Origin of the sequence: Rhodoferax koreense (assembly GCF_001955695.1) — a bacterium.
Classification (GTDB): domain Bacteria; phylum Pseudomonadota; class Gammaproteobacteria; order Burkholderiales; family Burkholderiaceae_C; genus Rhodoferax_B; species Rhodoferax_B koreensis.
On record NZ_CP019236.1, the window covers coordinates 4,238,969 to 4,257,796 of the forward strand.

General features: G+C 66.0%; 17 protein-coding genes. 3 read left to right on the top strand and 14 right to left on the bottom strand.

The features are described from left to right. Positions 1 to 56 precede the first annotated feature (56 nt). Positions 57 to 464 carry a GlcG/HbpS family heme-binding protein gene (locus RD110_RS19665; RefSeq protein ID WP_076201309.1) on the bottom strand — a complete coding sequence of 136 codons (408 nt, stop codon included), beginning with the start codon at positions 462 to 464 and terminating at the stop codon, positions 57 to 59. 228 nt (positions 465 to 692) lie between these two features. Between RD110_RS19665 and RD110_RS19670 the strand changes: the two genes are divergently transcribed. Both RD110_RS19670 and RD110_RS19675 read left to right on the top strand, forming a co-directional pair. Further along, complete coding sequence (locus RD110_RS19670) at positions 693 to 1,394, top strand: Bax inhibitor-1/YccA family protein (RefSeq protein ID WP_076201311.1); 702 nt, start codon at positions 693 to 695, stop codon at positions 1,392 to 1,394. A 104-nt stretch (positions 1,395 to 1,498) separates the two neighbouring features. After that, complete coding sequence (locus RD110_RS19675) at positions 1,499 to 1,855, top strand: hypothetical protein (RefSeq protein WP_076201313.1); 357 nt, start codon at positions 1,499 to 1,501, stop codon at positions 1,853 to 1,855. A 42-nt stretch (positions 1,856 to 1,897) separates the two neighbouring features. Here the strand turns inward: RD110_RS19675 and rlmD are convergent, their stop codons facing one another. The 5 genes from rlmD to RD110_RS19700 form a co-directional block, all read right to left on the bottom strand. Further along, a complete protein-coding gene (rlmD, locus tag RD110_RS19680; protein ID WP_076201315.1) occupies positions 1,898 to 3,301 on the bottom strand; it encodes a 23S rRNA (uracil(1939)-C(5))-methyltransferase RlmD in 1,404 nt (467 codons plus the stop codon). A gap of 26 nt (positions 3,302 to 3,327) precedes the next feature. Then, positions 3,328 to 4,689: a phosphoglucosamine mutase gene (glmM, locus tag RD110_RS19685; RefSeq protein ID WP_076201317.1), complete on the bottom strand. Its 1,362-nt coding sequence runs from the start codon at positions 4,687 to 4,689 to the stop codon at positions 3,328 to 3,330. A 68-nt stretch (positions 4,690 to 4,757) separates the two neighbouring features. Beyond that, the gene (gene folP / locus RD110_RS19690; RefSeq protein WP_076201319.1) at positions 4,758 to 5,621 is read right to left on the bottom strand and encodes a dihydropteroate synthase; all 864 of its coding nucleotides are present in this window, start codon (positions 5,619 to 5,621) and stop codon (positions 4,758 to 4,760) included. Between the two features lie 90 nt (positions 5,622 to 5,711). Further along, the gene (gene ftsH / locus RD110_RS19695; protein WP_076201321.1) at positions 5,712 to 7,637 is read right to left on the bottom strand and encodes an ATP-dependent zinc metalloprotease FtsH; all 1,926 of its coding nucleotides are present in this window, start codon (positions 7,635 to 7,637) and stop codon (positions 5,712 to 5,714) included. 195 nt (positions 7,638 to 7,832) lie between these two features. Further along, entirely contained in the window at positions 7,833 to 8,510 is a 678-nt protein-coding gene (locus tag RD110_RS19700; protein WP_076201323.1) for an RlmE family RNA methyltransferase, read from the bottom strand. 21 nt (positions 8,511 to 8,531) lie between these two features. Between RD110_RS19700 and RD110_RS19705 the strand changes: the two genes are divergently transcribed. After that, entirely contained in the window at positions 8,532 to 9,014 is a 483-nt protein-coding gene (locus RD110_RS19705) for a YhbY family RNA-binding protein (protein WP_076201325.1), read from the top strand. 105 nt (positions 9,015 to 9,119) lie between these two features. Here RD110_RS19705 and RD110_RS19710 read toward each other — a convergent pair whose 3' ends face one another. The 8 genes from RD110_RS19710 to lpxB form a co-directional block, all read right to left on the bottom strand. Further along, entirely contained in the window at positions 9,120 to 9,539 is a 420-nt protein-coding gene (locus RD110_RS19710) for a DUF4149 domain-containing protein (protein WP_076201326.1), read from the bottom strand. A gap of 14 nt (positions 9,540 to 9,553) precedes the next feature. Continuing rightward, complete coding sequence (greA, locus tag RD110_RS19715; protein WP_076201328.1) at positions 9,554 to 10,030, bottom strand: transcription elongation factor GreA; 477 nt, start codon at positions 10,028 to 10,030, stop codon at positions 9,554 to 9,556. Positions 10,031 to 10,125: 95 nt separating this feature from the next. After that, positions 10,126 to 13,392, bottom strand: a complete 3,267-nt coding sequence (gene carB, locus RD110_RS19720; RefSeq protein ID WP_076201330.1) for a carbamoyl-phosphate synthase large subunit — start codon at positions 13,390 to 13,392, stop codon at positions 10,126 to 10,128. After that, positions 13,392 to 14,582, bottom strand: a complete 1,191-nt coding sequence (gene carA, locus RD110_RS19725) for a glutamine-hydrolyzing carbamoyl-phosphate synthase small subunit (protein WP_076205313.1) — start codon at positions 14,580 to 14,582, stop codon at positions 13,392 to 13,394. Before carA ends, carB begins: the two co-directional genes overlap by 1 nt. 173 nt (positions 14,583 to 14,755) lie before the next feature. Further along, positions 14,756 to 16,123, bottom strand: coding sequence for a type II toxin-antitoxin system HipA family toxin YjjJ (yjjJ, locus tag RD110_RS19730; protein ID WP_204249988.1), 1,368 nt, complete (start codon positions 16,121 to 16,123; stop codon positions 14,756 to 14,758). A gap of 158 nt (positions 16,124 to 16,281) precedes the next feature. Further along, complete coding sequence (locus RD110_RS19735; protein WP_076201334.1) at positions 16,282 to 17,064, bottom strand: TrmH family RNA methyltransferase; 783 nt, start codon at positions 17,062 to 17,064, stop codon at positions 16,282 to 16,284. Next, positions 17,061 to 17,711, bottom strand: a complete 651-nt coding sequence (gene rnhB, locus RD110_RS19740) for a ribonuclease HII (RefSeq protein ID WP_076201336.1) — start codon at positions 17,709 to 17,711, stop codon at positions 17,061 to 17,063. The genes RD110_RS19735 and rnhB overlap by 4 nt, the downstream gene beginning before the upstream one ends. After that, positions 17,680 to 18,816, bottom strand: a complete 1,137-nt coding sequence (gene lpxB, locus RD110_RS19745; RefSeq protein WP_076205315.1) for a lipid-A-disaccharide synthase — start codon at positions 18,814 to 18,816, stop codon at positions 17,680 to 17,682. Before lpxB ends, rnhB begins: the two co-directional genes overlap by 32 nt. Between the last annotated feature and the right edge of the window lie 12 nt (positions 18,817 to 18,828).

The following is an 18,828-nucleotide window of genomic DNA, read 5'->3' on the forward strand; positions in this document are numbered from 1 at the left end:
AATCCCTTGCGCGACACGCCGTTCCGCATTAAGCACGTCGCGCCGTCGCGGCCGGCTTACAAGCCGATCGCCGCGATGCCTGCCTTGGCGATCTGCGCGTCTTCCGTCGACTTCACGCCGCTCACGCCCACCGCGCCGATGCAATGGCCGTCCTTGACAATGGGCACGCCGCCTTCGAGCAGGCCCTGGATTTCGGGCACGCTCAGGTAAGCCGTACGGCCGCCATTGACGATGTCTTCGTAAGCCTTGCTCTCGCGCCGGCCCAGCGCCGAGGTGTGCGCCTTGGCCGGGGCGATGTGGGACGTGAGCGCCGCGGCACCGTCCAGGCGCTGCAGCCACAGCAGGTGGCCACCATCGTCGACGATGGCGATGGACACCGCCCAGTTGTTCTTGACGGCTTCGGCCTCGGCAGCGGCGGCAATGGCCTTGACGTCGGCGAGTTCGAGCACGGCTTTGGTTTTCATGGTGTTTTCCCTTGGAGTTAAGAACGCCACGAGCATAACGGCGGAATCCCGGCGGAAGCCGCGCCGATGGCACCGTTCTCCGCAAAACTGCGCCACCCCAGGTGGCGGCAGGGATCGCACGGTACCCTTACAAAAATTAGGAGCCGCCCGTGACAAATTTCGGCCTTTGACTTGAAGCCACCTACAATTTCCCCATCTGCATAAGCAGGCATCGAAGGAGATTGATCCATGAACGACCAAGTACGCACGATTGACTCGCCCACCGGCTACGGCTGGGGCGTGTCCCAAGAGCAGCGCAACAAAGTCATGCGCAACACCTACTGGTTGCTGGCCCTGAGCCTGGTTCCGACCGTGCTCGGCGCCTGGCTCGGCGTGGCCACCGGCATCACCCGTTCGCTCGGCGGCGGACTGGGGCTGATCGTCTTCATGGGTGGCGCCTTCGGCTTCATGTTCGCCATCGAGAAGACCAAGAATTCCGCGGCCGGCGTGCCGGTGCTGCTGGGCTTCACGTTCTTCATGGGCCTGATGCTGTCGCGCCTGATCGCGATGGTGCTCGGCTTCAAGAACGGCCCCGAGCTGATCATGACCGCCTTCGGCGGCACGGCCGGCGTGTTCTTCGTGATGGCCAGCGTGGCCAGCGTGATCAAGCGCGACCTGTCGGGCATGGGCAAGTTCCTGTTCGTCGGCGTGCTGGTGCTGCTGGTGGGCAGCGTGATCAATGTGTTCGTCGGCTCCACGGCCGGCATGATGGCCCTGTCGGTGGCCGCCATCGGCATCTTCAGCGCCTTCATGCTGTATGACCTCAAGCGCATCCTGGACGGCGGCGAAACCAACTACATCAGCGCCACGCTCGCCCTGTACCTGGATCTGTTCAACATCTTCCAGAGCCTGCTGTCCCTGCTGGGCATCATGGGCGGCGACCGCGACTGACCCGGCATCGAGCCGAACTATTGAAAAGGCCCTGCGGGGCCTTTTCCTTTTCCGGTTCATGGATAACGCTCAATACGCGCTCCCATCGGTCGATAATGAAAACAATGGTTACCACACTCGACTCCCGGTCTTCGCGATGGCTGCTGGCAACGCTGGCGGCCTTGCTGCTGGCCGGCTGCGAGATCCCCGGCATCTACCCCGATCCCAAGACGGTGGCGAAAGAAGCCGACGCCAAGGCCACGGGCGGCGGCTGCCGGCATGCGATGCGCGCCCTGGAGGATTGCTACGCGATGAATCCGAAAGCACCCCGCGCCTCGGTCTTCGCAGGCTGGAAGGAAATGGACGCCTACATGCGCGAGAACAAGATCGAGGGCGTGACGCCGTCGCCGGTCAAGGCCGCGGAAGTCGTCGAAGAAACCTCGGTCGCCAGCAAGGGCGAAAAGTCCACCGAACACAAATGAAAAAGGGGCCGGTCCGGCCCCTTGCTCATGGCGCGCGGCCGCTTACTCGGCCAACTCGAACACCGCCATGCTCTCCACGTGCGCCGTGTGCGGGAACATGTTCACCACCCCGGCCGACACGCAACGGTAGCCACCCAGCGCCACCAGCAGCCCCGCATCGCGCGCCAGCGTGGCCGGGTTGCAGCTCACATAGACGATGCGCCGTGGCGGCGTCCAGCCCTGACGCAACTCGCGCTGCTGGTTCAGGTCGGCCAGGGCCTTGGCCAGCGCGAATGCGCCTTCGCGCGGAGGATCGACCAGCCACTTGTCGGCCGAGCCGTCGGCGATCAACATCTCCGGCGTCATCTCGAAAAGGTTGCGTGCTACGAATTTGGTAGCTGCCAGCGCCCTTTCCGTGCCCAGTCGAGCATTGTTCTTCTCATAATTTTCGCGCGAGCGCGCGACCAGGGTTTCGCTGCCCTCGATGCCCAGCACCTCACGCGCCTGCGTGGCCAACGGCAACGTGAAGTTGCCCAGGCCACAGAACCAGTCGATCACCCGTTCGGTCTTCTGCGCGTCGAGCAGGCGCAGCGCCTTGGACACCAGCACGCGGTTGATGTGAGGGTTGACCTGGGTGAAGTCGGTCGGCTTGAACGGCATCTGGATGTCGAAGTCCGGCAGCGCATAGCCCAGTTGCGCCCCATCGGCATCCAGCAGCTTGACCGTGTCGGGCCCCTTGGACTGCAGCCACCACTGAACGCCATGTTCCAGCGCGAAGGCGCGCAGGCGCGCCAGATCGTCTTCGCTCAGCGGCTCGAGGTGGCGCAACACCAGGGCGGTTACGTCGTCGCCGCAGGCCAGTTCGATCTGGGGCACGGTGTTGATCGCGTCCATCGCGCCGACCAGCGCGCGCAGCGGCAGCAGCATGGCGTTCACATGCGGCGGCAACACATGGCATTCGCGGATGTCGGCCACGTAACGGCTGCTGCGTTCGTGGAAGCCGACGAGCACGGTGCCCTTCTTGAGCACATGCCGCACCGACAGCCGCGCGCGGTAGCGGTAGCCCCAGGCCGGCCCTTCGATGGGCCGCGCGACGGTTTCGGATTTGACCTTGCCCAGGTGCCAGAGGTTGTCCTCGAGCACGCGCTGCTTCACCGCGACCTGCGCGGCCGGGTGCAGGTGCTGCATCTTGCAGCCGCCGCAGGCCCCCGGGTGCAGGCCGAAGTGCGGGCACTGGGGCCGCACGCGTTGCGAAGATTCACGGTGGATGGCGGTGACGGTGCCCGCCTCCCAGTTGTTCTTCCGGCGGTGGATGCTCGCGCTGACCTGTTCGAAAGGCAGCGCGCCCTCGACAAAGACGACCTTGCCGTCCTCGCGGTGGGCGATGCCCTTGGCCTCGATGTCGAGGGATTCGATGTCAAGCCAGCCTGGCGGCAGGGTCGACGTTTTTTCTGTGGGCTCGGTCATTCGGTTTTAGTTTTCGGTTCAAACGATCAGGAAGCCCGCACCACGGCGGCAATGCGTTCGGCGCAGGCCTGGGCCTGGCGGGCATCGCGGGCCTCGACCATCACGCGCACCAGCGGCTCGGTGCCGCTCGGGCGGATCAGCACTCGGCCGTTCTGGCCGAGTTCGGCTTCGACGGCCTGGGTCACGCGGGCCAGGTCGCCATTGGCCTTCCATTCCTGGCCGGGGCGCAGGCGCACGTTGATCAGCGTCTGCGGAAACAGCGTGACTTCGGACAGTAGCTGCGACAGCGTCTGGCCGCGCCGGATGCAGGCCTGCAGCACCTGCAGCGCGCTGACCAGGCCATCGCCCGTCGTGTGTTTGTCGAGCGCGAGCAGATGGCCCGAGCCTTCGCCGCCCAGCAACCAGCCGCGCTTTTCGAGTTCCTCCAGCACATACCGGTCGCCGACCTTGGCGCGCACGAGTTCCACACCCTTGGCCTTGAGCGCCACCTCGACGGCCATGTTGGTCATCAGCGTGCCGACCACGCCGGGCACGGCATCACCGGCGCGCGAACTGCGCTGGCTGCCGCCGCGGGAAAGCCGCTCGATCACCATCAGGTACAGGATCTCGTCGCCGTTGAACAGGCGCCCATCGGCATCAACGACCTGCAGCCGGTCGGCATCGCCGTCGAGCGCAATGCCGTAGTCGGCCTTGTGGGCCTTGACGGCGTCGATCAAGGCCTGCGGATGGGTCGCGCCGACCTGGTGGTTGATGTTCAGCCCGTCCGGGCTGCAGCCGATGGCGATCACTTCGGCGCCGAGTTCGTGAAAGACCAGCGGGGCGATGTGGTAGGCGGCACCATGGGCGCCATCGACCACCAGCTTCAGCCCCTTGAGCGTCAACGCGCCCGGAAACGTGCTCTTGCAGAACTCGATGTAGCGCCCGGCCGCGTCGTCGAGCCGCCGTGTCTTGCCCAGCGACGCCGAGTCGGCCCACACGGGCGGCGTTTCGAGCGCAGCTTCCACGGCCTGTTCCCAGGCGTCGGGCAGCTTCGTGCCCTCGGCGCTGAAGAACTTGATGCCGTTGTCGGCAAACGGGTTGTGGCTGGCGCTGATGACGACGCCCAGGCTCGCCCGCTGCGCGCGCGTGAGGTAGGCCACGCCGGGCGTGGGCAGCGGTCCGAGCAGGACCACGTCGACGCCGGCCGAATTGAAACCCGACTCGAGCGCGCTTTCCAGCATGTAGCCCGAAATGCGGGTGTCCTTGCCGATCAGCACCGTCGGGCGCGATTCGGTTTCCTTCAGCACGCGGCCCACGGCATGCGCCAGGCGCAGCACGAAATCAGGGGTGATCGGGGCCTGGCCGACAGTACCGCGGATGCCGTCGGTTCCGAAATAGAGACGCGTCATGTTCTTTCCTTTTTTGTTTTTGCTTGGGTGGCGATTAGAGCGCAATTCGACGGGCGACTTGCCACCGCTCAGCCCTGGCTGGCCGCCGTCCAGACCTTAAGGGCCTGCACCGTGGCGGAGACGTCATGGACCCGCACCACGCGCGCGCCGCGCTCGACGGCGATCAGCGCCGCGGCCACGCTGGGCAACAGCCGCTCGTGGGTGCCCGCCACGCGCTCGGCGGCCGGGGTGGCCATGGCGGCAAGCGATGACTTGCGCGACCACGCGGCGAGCAGCGGATACCCGAGGGCCAGCAGTTCGCGCTGCCGCGAGAGCAGCGAAAAATTCTGCGCCACGGTCTTGCCGAAACCCGGGCCAGGATCGAGCAGTATTCGGGCCTTTTCGACCCCTAGCGCAAGCAGGGCCTGCGCCTGGCGCTGCAGAAACAGGAGCACTTCGGGCAGCACGTCCCCGTCCATCGGCGAGCGCTGCATGGTTGTCGGCTCACCATGCATGTGCATCAGGCAGATACCACAGCGCGGGTGCCGGCCCACGACGTCAGCACCCGCCAGCCCATTCGCCGGATCACGCCAGCGCAAGGCCCAGATGTCGTTGATGATGTCGGCGCCGAGATCGAGCGCGGCCTGCATCACCTCGGGTTTGTAGGTGTCCACGGAAATCGGCACGCCCAGCCGCACGGCCTCGCGCAGCACCGGCAGCACGCGGGCGAGTTCGTCGGCCGCGGACAAGGGTGTCGCACCGGGCCGCGTCGATTCGCCGCCGATGTCCAGCAGGTCCGCGCCTTGCCGGATCAGCGCTTCGCAATGGCGCAAGGCGTCGGCGGTGGTCGCGTGCAGGCCTCCGTCGGAAAAGGAGTCGGGCGTCACGTTGACGATGCCCATCACCTGCGGGCGCGTCAGGTCGATCTGGAAGCGGGAGGTCTGCCAATGCATGGAGCGTGACGAAAGAGAACGAAAGAAGTCGGGACGGGCCGGAACGCAAAAACGGGGCGCGAGGCCCCGTGATGCTGGTCGATGACCGGATCAGACCGCCGTTGGTGCGGGGTCCGTGCTGACTGCGGGAGCGCCACCGCTGCCGCCATTGTTGCTGCCACCGCTGTTGGGCACGCGCGGCGTCCAGTCCTTCGGCGGACGCGGCTCCTTGCCGGCCATGATGTCGTCGAGCTGCTCGGTGTCGATGGTTTCCCATTCGAGCAAGGCCTTCGCCATGGCATGCATCTTGTCGCTGTTTTCCTCGATCAGGCGGCGCGCCAGGTTGTACTGGTCGTCGATGATCTTGCGTACTTCGGCATCCACCTTCTGCATGGTGGATTCGCTCATGTTGGTGGTCTTGGTCACCGAGCGGCCGAGGAACACTTCGCCTTCGTTCTCGGCATAGACCATCGGGCCCAGGGCCTCGGTCATGCCGTAACGCATCACCATGTCGCGGGCGATCTGCGTGGCGCGTTCGAAGTCGTTGCTGGCGCCGGTGGTCATCTGGTGCATGAACACTTCCTCGGCGATCCGGCCACCGAACAACATGCTGATCTGGTTCAGCATGAATTCCTTGTCGTAGCTGTAGCGGTCCTGCGCCGGCAGGCTCATGGTCACGCCGAGTGCGCGGCCGCGTGGGATCACGGTGACCTTGTGCACCGGGTCGCACTTGGGCAGCAGCTTGCCGATCAGCGCGTGGCCGGACTCGTGGTAGGCCGTGTTGCGGCGCTCTTCCTCGGGCATGACCATGCTCTTGCGCTCGGGGCCCATGATGATCTTGTCCTTGGCGCGCTCGAAGTCCTGCATCTCGACGACGCGGGCGCTGCGGCGTGCGGCCATGAGCGCGGCTTCGTTGCAGAGGTTGGCCAGGTCGGCACCCGACATGCCGGGCGTGCCGCGGGCAATGATGCCGGGGTTCACGTCCTGGCCGATCGGCACCTTGCGCATGTGCACGCCGAGGATCTGTTCGCGGCCACGGATGTCGGGCAGCGTCACGTAGACCTGGCGGTCGAAGCGGCCAGGGCGCAGCAGGGCCGCGTCCAGGATGTCCGGACGGTTGGTGGCCGCCACGACGATCACCCCGAGGTTGGTCTCGAAACCGTCCATCTCGACCAGCATCTGGTTCAAGGTCTGTTCACGCTCGTCGTTGCCGCCGCCCAGGCCGGCGCCACGCTGGCGGCCCACGGCGTCGATTTCATCGATGAAGATGATGCAGGGCGCGTTTTTCTTGGCGTTCTCGAACATGTCGCGTACACGGGCCGCGCCCACGCCGACGAACATCTCGACGAAGTCGGAGCCGGAAATCGAGAAGAACGGCACCTTGGCTTCGCCGGCGATGGACTTCGCCAGCAGCGTCTTGCCGGTGCCCGGAGGGCCGACCAGCAGCAGGCCGCGTGGGATGCGACCGCCGAGCTTCTGGAACTTCTGCGGATCCTTCAGGAAGTCGACGACTTCCTTCACTTCTTCCTTGGCCTCGTCGCAGCCCGCGACGTCGGCGAAGGTGACCTGGTTGTTGTTCTCGTCGAGCATGCGCGCCTTGCTCTTGCCGAAGCTGAAGGCGCCACCCTTGCCGCCGCCCTGCATCTGGCGCATGAAGTAGACCCAGACGCCGATCAGCAGCAGCATCGGGCCCCAGCTCACGAGCAGCGTCATCAGCAGCGAACTTTCCTCGCGCGGCTTGACGTCGAACTTGACGTTGTTGGCGATCAGGTCGCCCACCAGGCCACGGTCGAGGTAGGTGGCGGTGGTGCGCACCTTGCGGTCGTCATTGGTGGTGGCGATGATGTCGGTGCCGCCCTGGCCTTCGGAGATGGTGGCCGCCTTGATGCGTTTACCGCGCACTTCTTCCAGGAAGTCGGAGTAGCCCATGTAGCCCGAACTGACACTCGTGCGGGTGTCGAACTGTTTGAACACCGTGAACAGCACCATGGCGATCACGAGCCAAACGGCAATTTTGGAAAACCACGGATTTTTCAAGCAAGACTCCGGTAATGGGGGGCTAGGGACACATGCCTATCGCAGGGCAGAGGCAGGTTGCAGGTACTTGCGTCCGATTTTAGGCCTTTCAAGCTGGGCCTCCCAGCTTTTTACCCCCTCCGGCCATAGGCGCAACAAGGGTTTACGCCGTTTTCGGGGCGATTTCTGCGCGAAATTCGAACAAGTTGCGGCAGGTCAAGCCACCGCCTTGAGGCCTAGGCCGACCAGGAAGGTTTCGGAGGATTTGTCGCGCGAAGCCTTGGGTTTGACCGGCTTCACGGTGTTGAACGACCGCTTGAACAGTTGCACCAGCTCGTTGTAGCCGCTGCCGTGGAACACCTTCACCACCAGCGCGCCTTCGCGCTTCATGTGGATTTGGCAGAACTCGACGGCCAACTCGATGAGTTCGGCCACGCGCGCCGTGTCCACCGAGGCCAGGCCCGAGAGATTCGGCGCCATGTCCGACACCACCACGTCGGCCAGCCGACCGCCGAGCGCCTGGGTGAGCAGCCCCAGCACCTCGGCCTCGCGGAAGTCGCCCTGGAAGAACTGCACGCCTTCCACCGGCTCCATCGGCAAGAGATCGATGGCGATGATGGTCCCGTTGAGCTCGCCCGCGGCCGCCCCGCCGCCGGTGGCCGTCTTCGGCGACAGCTTGCGCCGCACGTACTGGCTCCAGGCGCCGGGGGCCGAGCCCAGGTCGACCACCACCTGGCCGGGTTTGATCAGGTGCAGGCTCTCGTCGATTTCCTTCAGTTTGTACGCGGCGCGGGCCCGGTAGCCTTCTCTTTTGGCCAAAATGACATAGGGGTCATTCACGTGGTCGTTCAACCACGCCTTGTTGACTTTCTTGCTTTGTGTTTTGACTTTCATGTTGCCCTTGATAATACGGCCATGTCCCAAATTCAACTTACCCCCGCCCAGCGCAAGGTGCACCGCGCCGAAGCGCACCATCTCAACCCGGTGGTCATGATCGGCGGAGACGGCCTGACCCCGGCCGTTCTCAAGGAAGCCAACCTCGCGTTGAACGCCCACGGCCTGATCAAGGTGCGTGTGTTCTCCGACGACCGCGTGGCCCGCGAGACCATGTTCCAGACCCTGGCCAACGATCTCGGCGCAGCGCCGATCCAGCACATCGGCAAGCTGCTGGTGCTGTGGCGGCCGAAACCCGAAATCACCAAGACCCGCGTCGACGACGAAGACCGCATGCCCGGCCCGCGCGACTTCAAGGTGCTCAAGCACAGCACCCGCGGCGGCCAGCGCCCCGAAGTGAAGACGCTGCGTGTGCTCGGCAACCAGCGGCTCACGGCCGGCGGCAACGTCAAGCGCGCCAAGCCGAAGCCAAAAACCAGTTTGAAGAAACGCAGCCAGACCTGAGGCTGCGGTGGGGGTTCAGGCCGCTTCGCGCGGCCGTCTTGGCAATCACGCCGCTTCGCGCGGCCGTCTTGGCAATCACGCCGCTTCGCGCGGCCGTCCTGGCAATCACGCCGCTTCGCGCGGCGTGAGTTTCCACAGCGTGACGCCCGCGCACAGCCATTGCAGCAGGTACATGCCGCTGCCCACGCTGTGCCAGAGCTTGAGGTTTTCCCGCGCCACGATGCGCGGGGCGATGGCGAATTCACCCAGCAGCGCCAGCAGCAAGCCGCCCGCTATGAAAACAAGAGCTGTCGGCGCCCATTGCATCAGCGTTCCCGTGCTTTTCGATCTCGAAAGCAACAACAGCAACAAGGCACACGCGGTGGACACCCAGGTCTGCGCGGTGAACAGCCTGGCCGCCATCTGACCGGCCATCGCCGGGCTGGGCAGGTTGGCGAAGAGCAGCGGCACGACCACGAACCCGACGGCTGTCAGGCTGCCCCACCACAGCGCGGCGGCGAAGGTCGGCAGGCGGCGTTGCAGCATGCTGGTGCGCCGGTTCAGATGTACTTGACGGCGACGATCTCGTAACGCTTGATGCCGCCGGGCGCCTGCACCTCGGCGGTGTCGCCCTCTTCCTTGCCGATCAGCGCGCGCGCGATCGGGCTCGAGATGTTGACGCGGCCCAGCTTCAGGTCGGCCTCGTCCTCGCCGACGATCTGGTAGACCACCTGGGCACCCGAATCCTCGTCTTCGAGTTCCACGGTGGCGCCGAACACCACCCGGCCGCCGGCGTCGAGTGCGGCGGGATCGATGATCTGCGCGGCCGACAGCTTGCCTTCGATCTCCTGGATGCGGCCTTCGATGAAGCCCTGGCGGTCCTTCGCCGACTCGTACTCGGCGTTCTCGCTCAGGTCGCCCTGCGCGCGTGCATCGGAGATGGCGCTGATGACCCACGGGCGGTCGACGGTCTTGAGCTTGTGCAACTCGGCCTTGAGCGACTCGGCGCCGCGTTTGGTGACGGGGAAAGTGGACATATCTGGTTCTCCAAAAGCAAACCGCCGGTCGTTGCCGTCCGGCGGTGTGTGGTGTGCGTCAATTGCGGCCGATTATGCCGCGTTTGGATCGCGGATCAGGCGGCCTGGGCCGTGGGTTGGGCTTGCAGCTGCGCGTGCATCTCCTGCACCGAAATCACATCGAGCTTGTCCATGTGCTGCATGCCTTCCACCGCGGCTTCGGCGCCGAAGATGGTGGTAAAGGTGGTGACGCGGGCCAGCAGCGCCGAGGTGCGGATCTGGCGCGAATCGGCGATGGCGTTGCGACGCTCCTCGACCGTGTTGATGACCAAGGCAATCTCGTTGTTCTTGATCATGTCCACGATGTGCGGCCGGCCTTCCGTGACCTTGTTGACCACCGTGCAGGCCACGCCCGCGGCCTGTATGGCCTGCGTCGTGCCCTTGGTGGCCACCAGTTCGAAGCCGAGCGCCGCCAGGCCGCGCGCGACTTCCACCGCGCGCGCCTTGTCGTTGTTCTTCACCGAGACGAAGGCCTTGCCCGAACGCGGCAGCTTGGTGCCCGCGCCGATCTGCGACTTGACGAAGGCTTCGCCGAAGGTCTTGCCCACGCCCATGACTTCGCCGGTGGACTTCATCTCGGGGCCGAGGATGGTGTCCACACCCGGGAACTTGACGAACGGGAACACCGCCTCCTTCACGCTGAAATACGGCGGCGTGACTTCCTTGGTGATGCCCTGCGCCGCCAGCGACTGGCCGACCATGCAGCGCGCCGCCACCTTGGCCAGCTGGATGCCGGTGGCCTTGCTCACGAAGGGCACGGTGCGCGAGGCACGCGGGTTCACTTCGAGCACGTAGATCACGTCCTTGCCGTCGACATGCTGGATGGCGAACTGCACGTTCATCAGGCCCACCACGTTGAGCGCATGCGCCATGGCCGTGGTCTGGCGCTTGATCTCGTCGACCGTGGCCGCAGCCAGGTAATACGGCGGCAGCGAACACGCCGAGTCGCCGCTGTGCACGCCGGCCTGCTCGATGTGCTCCATCACGCCGCCGATGAACACGTCCTTGCCGTCGCAGATCGCGTCCACGTCGCATTCGATGGCGTCGTTGAGGAAACGGTCGAGCAGCACCGGCGAGTCATGGCTCACCTTCACGGCTTCGCGCATGTAGCGCTCCAGGTCGCGTTGCTCGTGCACGATTTCCATCGCGCGGCCGCCGAGCACGTAGCTCGGACGCACCACCAGCGGATAACCCAGGGCCGCGGCTTTTTCCAGCGCTTCGGGCTCGGTACGCGCGGTGGCGTTCGGCGGCTGCAGCAGCTTGAGTTCGTGCAGCAGCTTCTGGAAGCGCTCGCGGTCTTCGGCCGCGTCGATCATGTCCGGGCTGGTGCCGATGATCGGCACGCCGTTGGCTTCCAGGTCGAGTGCGAGCTTCAGAGGCGTCTGGCCGCCGTACTGCACGATCACGCCGAACGGCTTTTCCTTGTCGACGATTTCCAGCACGTCTTCGAGCGTCAGCGGCTCGAAGTACAGGCGGTCCGAGGTGTCGTAGTCGGTGGACACGGTCTCGGGGTTGCAGTTGACCATGATGGTCTCGAAGCCATCTTCGCGCATGGCGAGGGCGGCATGCACGCAGCAGTAGTCGAACTCGATGCCCTGGCCGATGCGGTTCGGCCCGCCGCCGAGGACCATGATCTTCTTCCGGCTCGACGGATCGGCTTCGCATTCGCCGCCCTCGGCCTCGTAGGTCGAATACAGGTAGGCGGTGTCGGTGGCGAATTCGGCCGCGCAGGTGTCCACGCGCTTGAACACCGGTCGCACGCCGAGCGCACGGCGCTTCTCGCGGATCGCGGTGTCGGTGGTCTTGAGTTGCCTGGCCAGGCGGCGGTCGGAGAAGCCCTTCTGCTTCAGCTGGCGCAGCGTGGCGGCGTCGATGTCGTCCAGGCTCTTGGTTTCCAACTCGAGCTCGATCTTCACGATCTGCTCGATCTGCACCAGGAACCAAGGGTCGATCTTGGTCAGCGCGAAGACCTCGTCCACGCTCATGCCCTGAGCGAAGGCGTCGCCCACGTACCAGATGCGTTCGGGGCCGGGCTCGCCGAGTTCCTTCTCGAGCACCTCGCGGTCCTGCGTCTTCTCGTTCATGCCGTCCACGCCGACCTCGAGGCCGCGCAGCGCCTTCTGGAACGATTCCTGGAAGGTGCGGCCCATCGCCATGACTTCGCCGACCGACTTCATCTGCGTCGTCAGGCGGCTGTCGGCCGTGGGGAATTTTTCGAACGCAAAACGCGGGATCTTGGTGACCACGTAGTCGATCGACGGCTCGAACGAGGCCGGTGTCGCACCGCCGGTGATTTCGTTGCGCAACTCGTCCAGCGTGTAGCCGACGGCCAGCTTGGCCGCGACCTTGGCGATCGGGAAACCCGTGGCCTTGGAAGCAAGCGCCGACGAACGCGAGACACGCGGATTCATCTCGATGACGACCATGCGGCCGTCCTTCGGGTTGATCGAGAACTGCACGTTCGACCCGCCGGTGTCCACGCCGATCTCGCGCAGCACGGCCAGCGAGGCGTTGCGCAGGATCTGGTATTCCTTGTCGGTCAAGGTCTGCGCGGGCGCCACGGTGATCGAGTCGCCGGTGTGCACGCCCATCGGGTCCAGGTTCTCGATCGAGCAGACGATGATGCAGTTGTCGGCGGTGTCGCGCACCACTTCCATCTCGTACTCTTTCCAGCCGAGCAGCGACTCTTCGATCAGCAGCTCATTGGTCGGCGAAGCCTCCAGGCCGCGCTTGCAGATGGTCTCGAATTCTTCCGAGTTGTAGGCGATGCCGCCACCGGTGCCGCCGAGCGTGAAGCTCGGCCGGATCACGGTCGGGAAGCCCAGCGTCTTCTGCACGACCCAGGCCTCTTCCATCGAATGGGCGATGCCGGAGCGCGCCGAGCCCAGACCGATCTTGGTCATCGCGTCCTTGAACTTCAGCCGGTCTTCGGCCTTGTCGATGGCCTCGGGCTTGGCGCCGATGAGCTCGACGTCATACTTCTCGAGCACGCCGTGGTGCCACAGGTCGAGCGCGCAATTCAGCGCCGTCTGGCCGCCCATGGTCGGCAGGATCGCGAAGCCGCCGGGGTTGAGCGCACGCTCCTTGGCGATGATCTTCTCCACCGTCTGCCAGGTGATCGGCTCGATGTAGGTCACGTCGGCCGTGGCCGGGTCGGTCATGATCGTCGCGGGGTTGCTGTTGATCAGGATGACCTTGTAGCCCTCTTCGCGCAGCGCCTTGCAGGCCTGCACGCCGGAGTAGTCGAACTCGCAGGCCTGGCCGATGATGATCGGGCCCGCGCCGATGATGAGGACGCTTTTGATGTCTGAACGCTTAGGCATTACTTTTTCTCCCCGGCTTGCTGCATGAGCGCGGTGAAGCGATCAAACAGGTAGCCGATGTCGTGTGGCCCGGGCGAGGCTTCCGGGTGACCCTGGAAGCAGAACGCGGGTTTGTCGGTGCGGGCCAGGCCCTGCAGCGTGCCGTCGAACAGGCTGATGTGGGTGGCGCGCAGGTTGGCGGGCAGGGTTTTCTCGTCCACCGCGAAGCCGTGGTTCTGGCTGGTGATGCTGACGCGGCCGTTGTCCAGGTCCTTCACCGGATGGTTCGCGCCGTGGTGGCCGAACTTCATCTTGAAGGTCTTGGCGCCGCTGGCCAGGGCCATGATCTGGTGGCCCAGGCAGATGCCGAAGGTCGGGATGCCGGTTTCGATGAGTTCGCGCGTGGCAGCGATCGCGTAATCGCAGGGCTCCGGATCACCGGGGCCGTTGGACAGGAAGATACCGTCGGGGTTCAGCTTCAGCACTTCGGCGGCGCTGGTCTGCGCCGGCACCACGGTGACGCGGCAGCCGCGTTCGGCCAGCATGCGCAGGATGTTGAACTTGACGCCGTAGTCGAAGGCGACCACGTGGAAACGGCCCGCGTCCTGCTGACCGTAGCCGGGCGTGCCGTCGGCGCGCGCCAGCTGCCATTCGGTCTGCGTCCATGCGTACGACTTGGTCACCGACACCACCTTGGCCAGGTCCAGCCCGGCCATGCTGGGCGCGCCCTTGGCGGCGGCGATGGCAGCGTCGATGGCGGCCTGGTTCACCGCTTGCCCGGCCTTCAGGCCAACGATGCAGCCGTTCTGCGCGCCCTTGGTGCGCAAGTGGCGCGTGAGCTTGCGCGTGTCGATGTTGGCGATGGCCACCGTCTTCTCGCGCACGAGGTAGTCGTGGAGTGAGCTCGACTGGCGGAAGTTGGACGCCAGCAAAGGCAGGTCCTTGACGATCAGACCGGCGGCGTGGACTTTGCTGGATTCGACGTCTTCCTCGTTGACGCCGTAGTTGCCGATGTGCGGGTACGTCAGGGTGACGATCTGCTGGCAATAACTCGGGTCGGTGAGGATTTCCTGGTAGCCGGTCATGGCGGTGTTGAACACCACCTCGCCGACGGTGGAGCCGGCAGCTCCAATCGAATTGCCAATAAAGACCGTGCCGTCTGCGAGCGCCAGGATGGCGGGCGGGAAGGTTCCCTGTAGAGACAAAAGCACTGGGTTCTCCGAAATGGTGACGGGTACGCCCAAGCTGTTCAAGAGAAAACTCTTGCAGTGCTCTGGAAGGGGGTTCGGTGTGAACGGCGCTAGGCGTACGTGTTTGCGGGAAAGCCCATCATTATAACCGTCAGGCCACCGCCCAACCCGTGGGTACCCGGTAAAACCCTGGGTCAGGCGTAGGGCGCGACCTGTTGCAGCCGCGCGTGATGCCGTTCGCAAAGTGCACGGAAACCGCTGCTGATCCGCTGATCCTGGGCCGCGGCTTGCCAGAAAGCGAGCGCGGCCATGCAGGCGGCCTGCCAGACGGCACGCTGCGGCGGCAAGGGCAGTGGCGGTTCGAATTCGCGCGCCGCCACCTCGCCGCCGGCCAGCGGGGCGTGCAGCATCGGCAGCATGTCGTAGGCCGGCGCGACCAGCAGGCGGCCGGATGCCGGCCGAAAACTCAGATTGCCCGCATGCATGTCGGTGTTGGCGATGAGCCGGCCGAACCACCACAGATGGGCCACGCTGGCCACGCCCTCCTCGGCCAATCGGCCCGCCGCGGCCAGCCGGCGCGCCAGGTGGGTCCAGTCGCGCGATGCGTCGCCGAGCAGCGCCGCGTTCACGGTTTCCAGGCTGCACAGCGGACTGCGGCCGTGTGTGCCGTGGCGGTCGAAACGCTCGACTTCGAGGAAGGTGCGGCCTTCGTGCAGCAGGACACGGCTGCGCGCGGCCGCCACGCCCGGCAGCGTGGCCGCCTGCTGCAGCGCCAGGTGCTCGCAGACCAGCAGATCGGCCCAGCGCCGCACGGTGGGCGAATCGTCGGCACCGGAGAACTTGACCAGCACGTGCGGGGTGTCGCTCGGCAGATCGCCGGACACCTCGCGCCGGGCGGCGAACTTGGGAAATTCACCGGCCGCGCTCGAACCTGGCACGCCGGTCGCCACGGCCCGCGCCGCCAGCGCGGCGTAGGCCGCGGGCGTCTCGTCCGGGGACAACGGTGGCGGCTGATTGAGCCGCAGGGCCTGCCAGTCGGCATAGGCTGCATCGCCGAGCAGGAGATGGCCGCTCGCGTCGAAACCGCGCTGAGACAACACGTGGACGACATCGTCGTCGGTCCACGCCTGCGGATCGGGCGACACGCCGAGCGCACGGTGTTCGGCACGCGCGAACAGCCGCCCCATGTAGCCCTGCGGCCGCATGTCGTAGAGCGGATAGGGCAGCCCAGGCCACCAGCCATCGCGCGCGTCTTCGGGTACGGGCCAATCGGAGCCGGCCAGAGCGAGCCACGCGCCCTGCGGCTGCAGCAGGGCCAGCGGGCCCAGCAACTCCGCCCTGCCCTCGGTGTCGATGGCGTAGACGGGAACATCGGCGAAGACACCACGCAGGGGGCGTCGCAAGGCGTAGCGCGCCCGCCGGGCCTGGCCGGCGCTGATGAGCCGGCCCGCCGGCAGCCGCTGCAACATGCGGTGCAGGGTCGGCACGCTCACGCGAACCGCCTCGGCCAGGCCAGCGGCGCTGGCAGGCGCCTGCAAGGCGAGTGCAGTTTCGAGACCCATCGTTGTTGCCGCAAGCGGCTCGCTACGCGCCATGCACCCTGTATGAAACGATCAATGAGAAGATTCTAAGGCTTCTATCTTATATGAATCAATCATTTACATCGATCTTCGCCATATTCTTGAGAAGATTCCTGGTGGGTTCTGGCCACTGGTCTTGCTCAAGATTGCCGCGACGCGCTGGCGTGCAGGCAGATTGCCGCCGCCGCGCCGACGTTCAGCGACTCCTCGCCCCCAGGCTGCGCGATGCGGATGCGCTGCGCGGCCATGGCTTCCAGCGCAGGCGAAACCCCCTGCCCTTCGTGGCCCATCACCCAGGCGCAGGGCCAGGGCAATTCGGCCCGGTGCAGGAAGCTTCCGCCGTGGGAACTCGTGACCAGCAGCGGCAGGCCGAGCGGCGCCAGGTCCGGCAACCCAAGCCCCTCGACCAGGCGCAGGCCAAAATGCGCGCCCATGCCCGCGCGCAAGACCTTGGCACTCCACAGCGCAGCCGTGCCCTTGAGGGCGATCACCTGCGTGAAACCGAACGCCGAGGCGCTGCGCAGGATGGAGCCGACATTGCCGGCGTCCTGTACGCGGTCGAGCACGACGGCCGCAGCGCCCGGGGTCAGGCCGGCCTCGGCCTGCGGCGGCAGATCGAGCACGAAACCCATGCGCGCCGGCGACTCCAGGCCGCTGAGTTCGGCGAACAGCACGTCCGGCAACACCATGGTTTTGATAGCAGCCTGCGCATATTCCGCCTGCGCCTCAGCCCAAAATGATTCAGCAAACAAGGCCATGGCGGGGCGCCTGCCCCGCGCGAGCGCAGCCCGGCACAGATGGTCGCCCTCGAGCCAGACGCGGCCCTGCTTGCGGTAGGCCGTGCTGTCCTGCGACAGCTTGCGCAGTTCCTTGAGCAACGGGTTGTCACGCGAACTCAGGTGCGTGACCAGCGGCGCCGTCATCGCAACACCTCCGTCGCCCGCCCGGCCAGTGCCAGCGCCTCGCTCACCGGGCTGAAACTGCGCCGGTGCAAGGGGCAGGCGCCGTGCGCGCGCAGTGCATCGAGGTGGGCGGAGGTGCCATAACCCTTGTGCGTGGCGAAGCCATAGTGCGGATATTGCGCATCGATCTCGGCACACCAGCGGTCGCGCGTGACCTTGGCCAGGATCGACGCGGCCGAGATCGCCGGCACGAGATCGTCGCCGCGCACGATGGCCTCGGCCATCACCTTGAGCGTGGGCAGGCGGTTGCCATCGACCAGCACGCGCGCCGGCGTGAGCCGCAGGCCTTCGACCGCGCGGCGCATGGCCAGCATGGTGGCCTGCAGGATGTTGAGCGTGTCGATCTCTTCCACCGTGGCATGCGCCACCGAGCAGCACAGCGCCTTAGCGCGGATCTCGTCGTACAGCGCGTCGCGGCGTGCCGCGGTGAGCTTCTTGGAATCGGCGAGGCCGCGGATCGGCCGCAGGTCGTCGAGGATCACTGCCGCCGCCATCACCGGCCCCGCCAGCGGGCCGCGGCCGGCCTCGTCCACGCCGGCCATCAGCCCGGGCGTGAACCAGGACAGGGCGGTCTGCTCAGGAACGGTGGATGACTTTTTCGATCGCATCGGTGGCCAGCAAGGCGGTGTCGCGCTTCAGTTCGTGGTGCAGCGCGGTGAAGGTTTTCTCGATCGCGGCGATTTTCGCAGAGCCCGAAGCCTGGTCGTCCAGCCAAAACAGCACCGCGGCGGCCAGCGCCTCGGGTGTGGCGGCGTCCTGCAGCAGTTCGGGCACGACGAAGTCGCGGCACAGGATGTTGGGCAGGCCGACCCAGGGCTGCAACTGCTTGCGCCGCATGAGCTGCCACGACAGCCAGTGCATGTTGTAGGCGATGACCATCGGCCGCTTGAACAGCGCGGCCTCCAGCGTGGCGGTGCCGCTGGCGATGAGCGTCACGTCGCAGGCCGCCAGCACGGTGTGCGATTGGCCGGCGACGATCTGCAGCCGGCCGGCCATGCCGCAGGCGGCGGCCATGGCATCGATCTCGCTGCGCAGGTTGGGCACCGCCGGGACGACGAATTTGATAGCAGGATGCGCTTTCTGCATCAGCGCCGCGGCCGCAAAAAACCTCGAGGCCAGGTAACGCACCTCCGACTTGCGGCTGCCCGGCAGGATCGCCACCACCTGGTCGCCATCGGCCAGGCCGAGCTGGCGCCGCGCCGCGGCCTTGTCGGGCACGAGCGGGATCACGTTCGCCAGCGGATGGCCGACATAGGTCGCGTTGATGCCGTGCTGCGCCAGCAGCGCCGGCTCGAACGGGAAGATGCACAGCACATGGTCGGCGGCGGCGCGGATCTTCTCGACGCGGTTCGCGCGCCAGGCCCAGATCGACGGGCAGACGAAATGCACGGTCGGGACCTTCGCCGCCTTCAGCGCTGTTTCCAGGCCGAGGTTGAAGTCGGGCGCGTCCACGCCGATGAACACATCGGGCCGTTCGCGCAGGAAGCGTTCGCGCAACTGGCGGCGGATGGCGAAGAGTTCGCGCAGGCGGCGCACCACCTCCATGCTGTAGCCATGCACCGCGAGCTTGTCGCTGGGCCACAGCGCCTGGAAACCGCGTTGGCCCATCTGCGGGCCGCCGATGCCGCTGGCCTGCAGCGCGGGCCAACGTGCACGCATGCCGTCGAGCACCAGGCCGGCGAGCAGGTCGCCGGAGGCCTCGCCGGCCACCATGCCGAGCCGGGG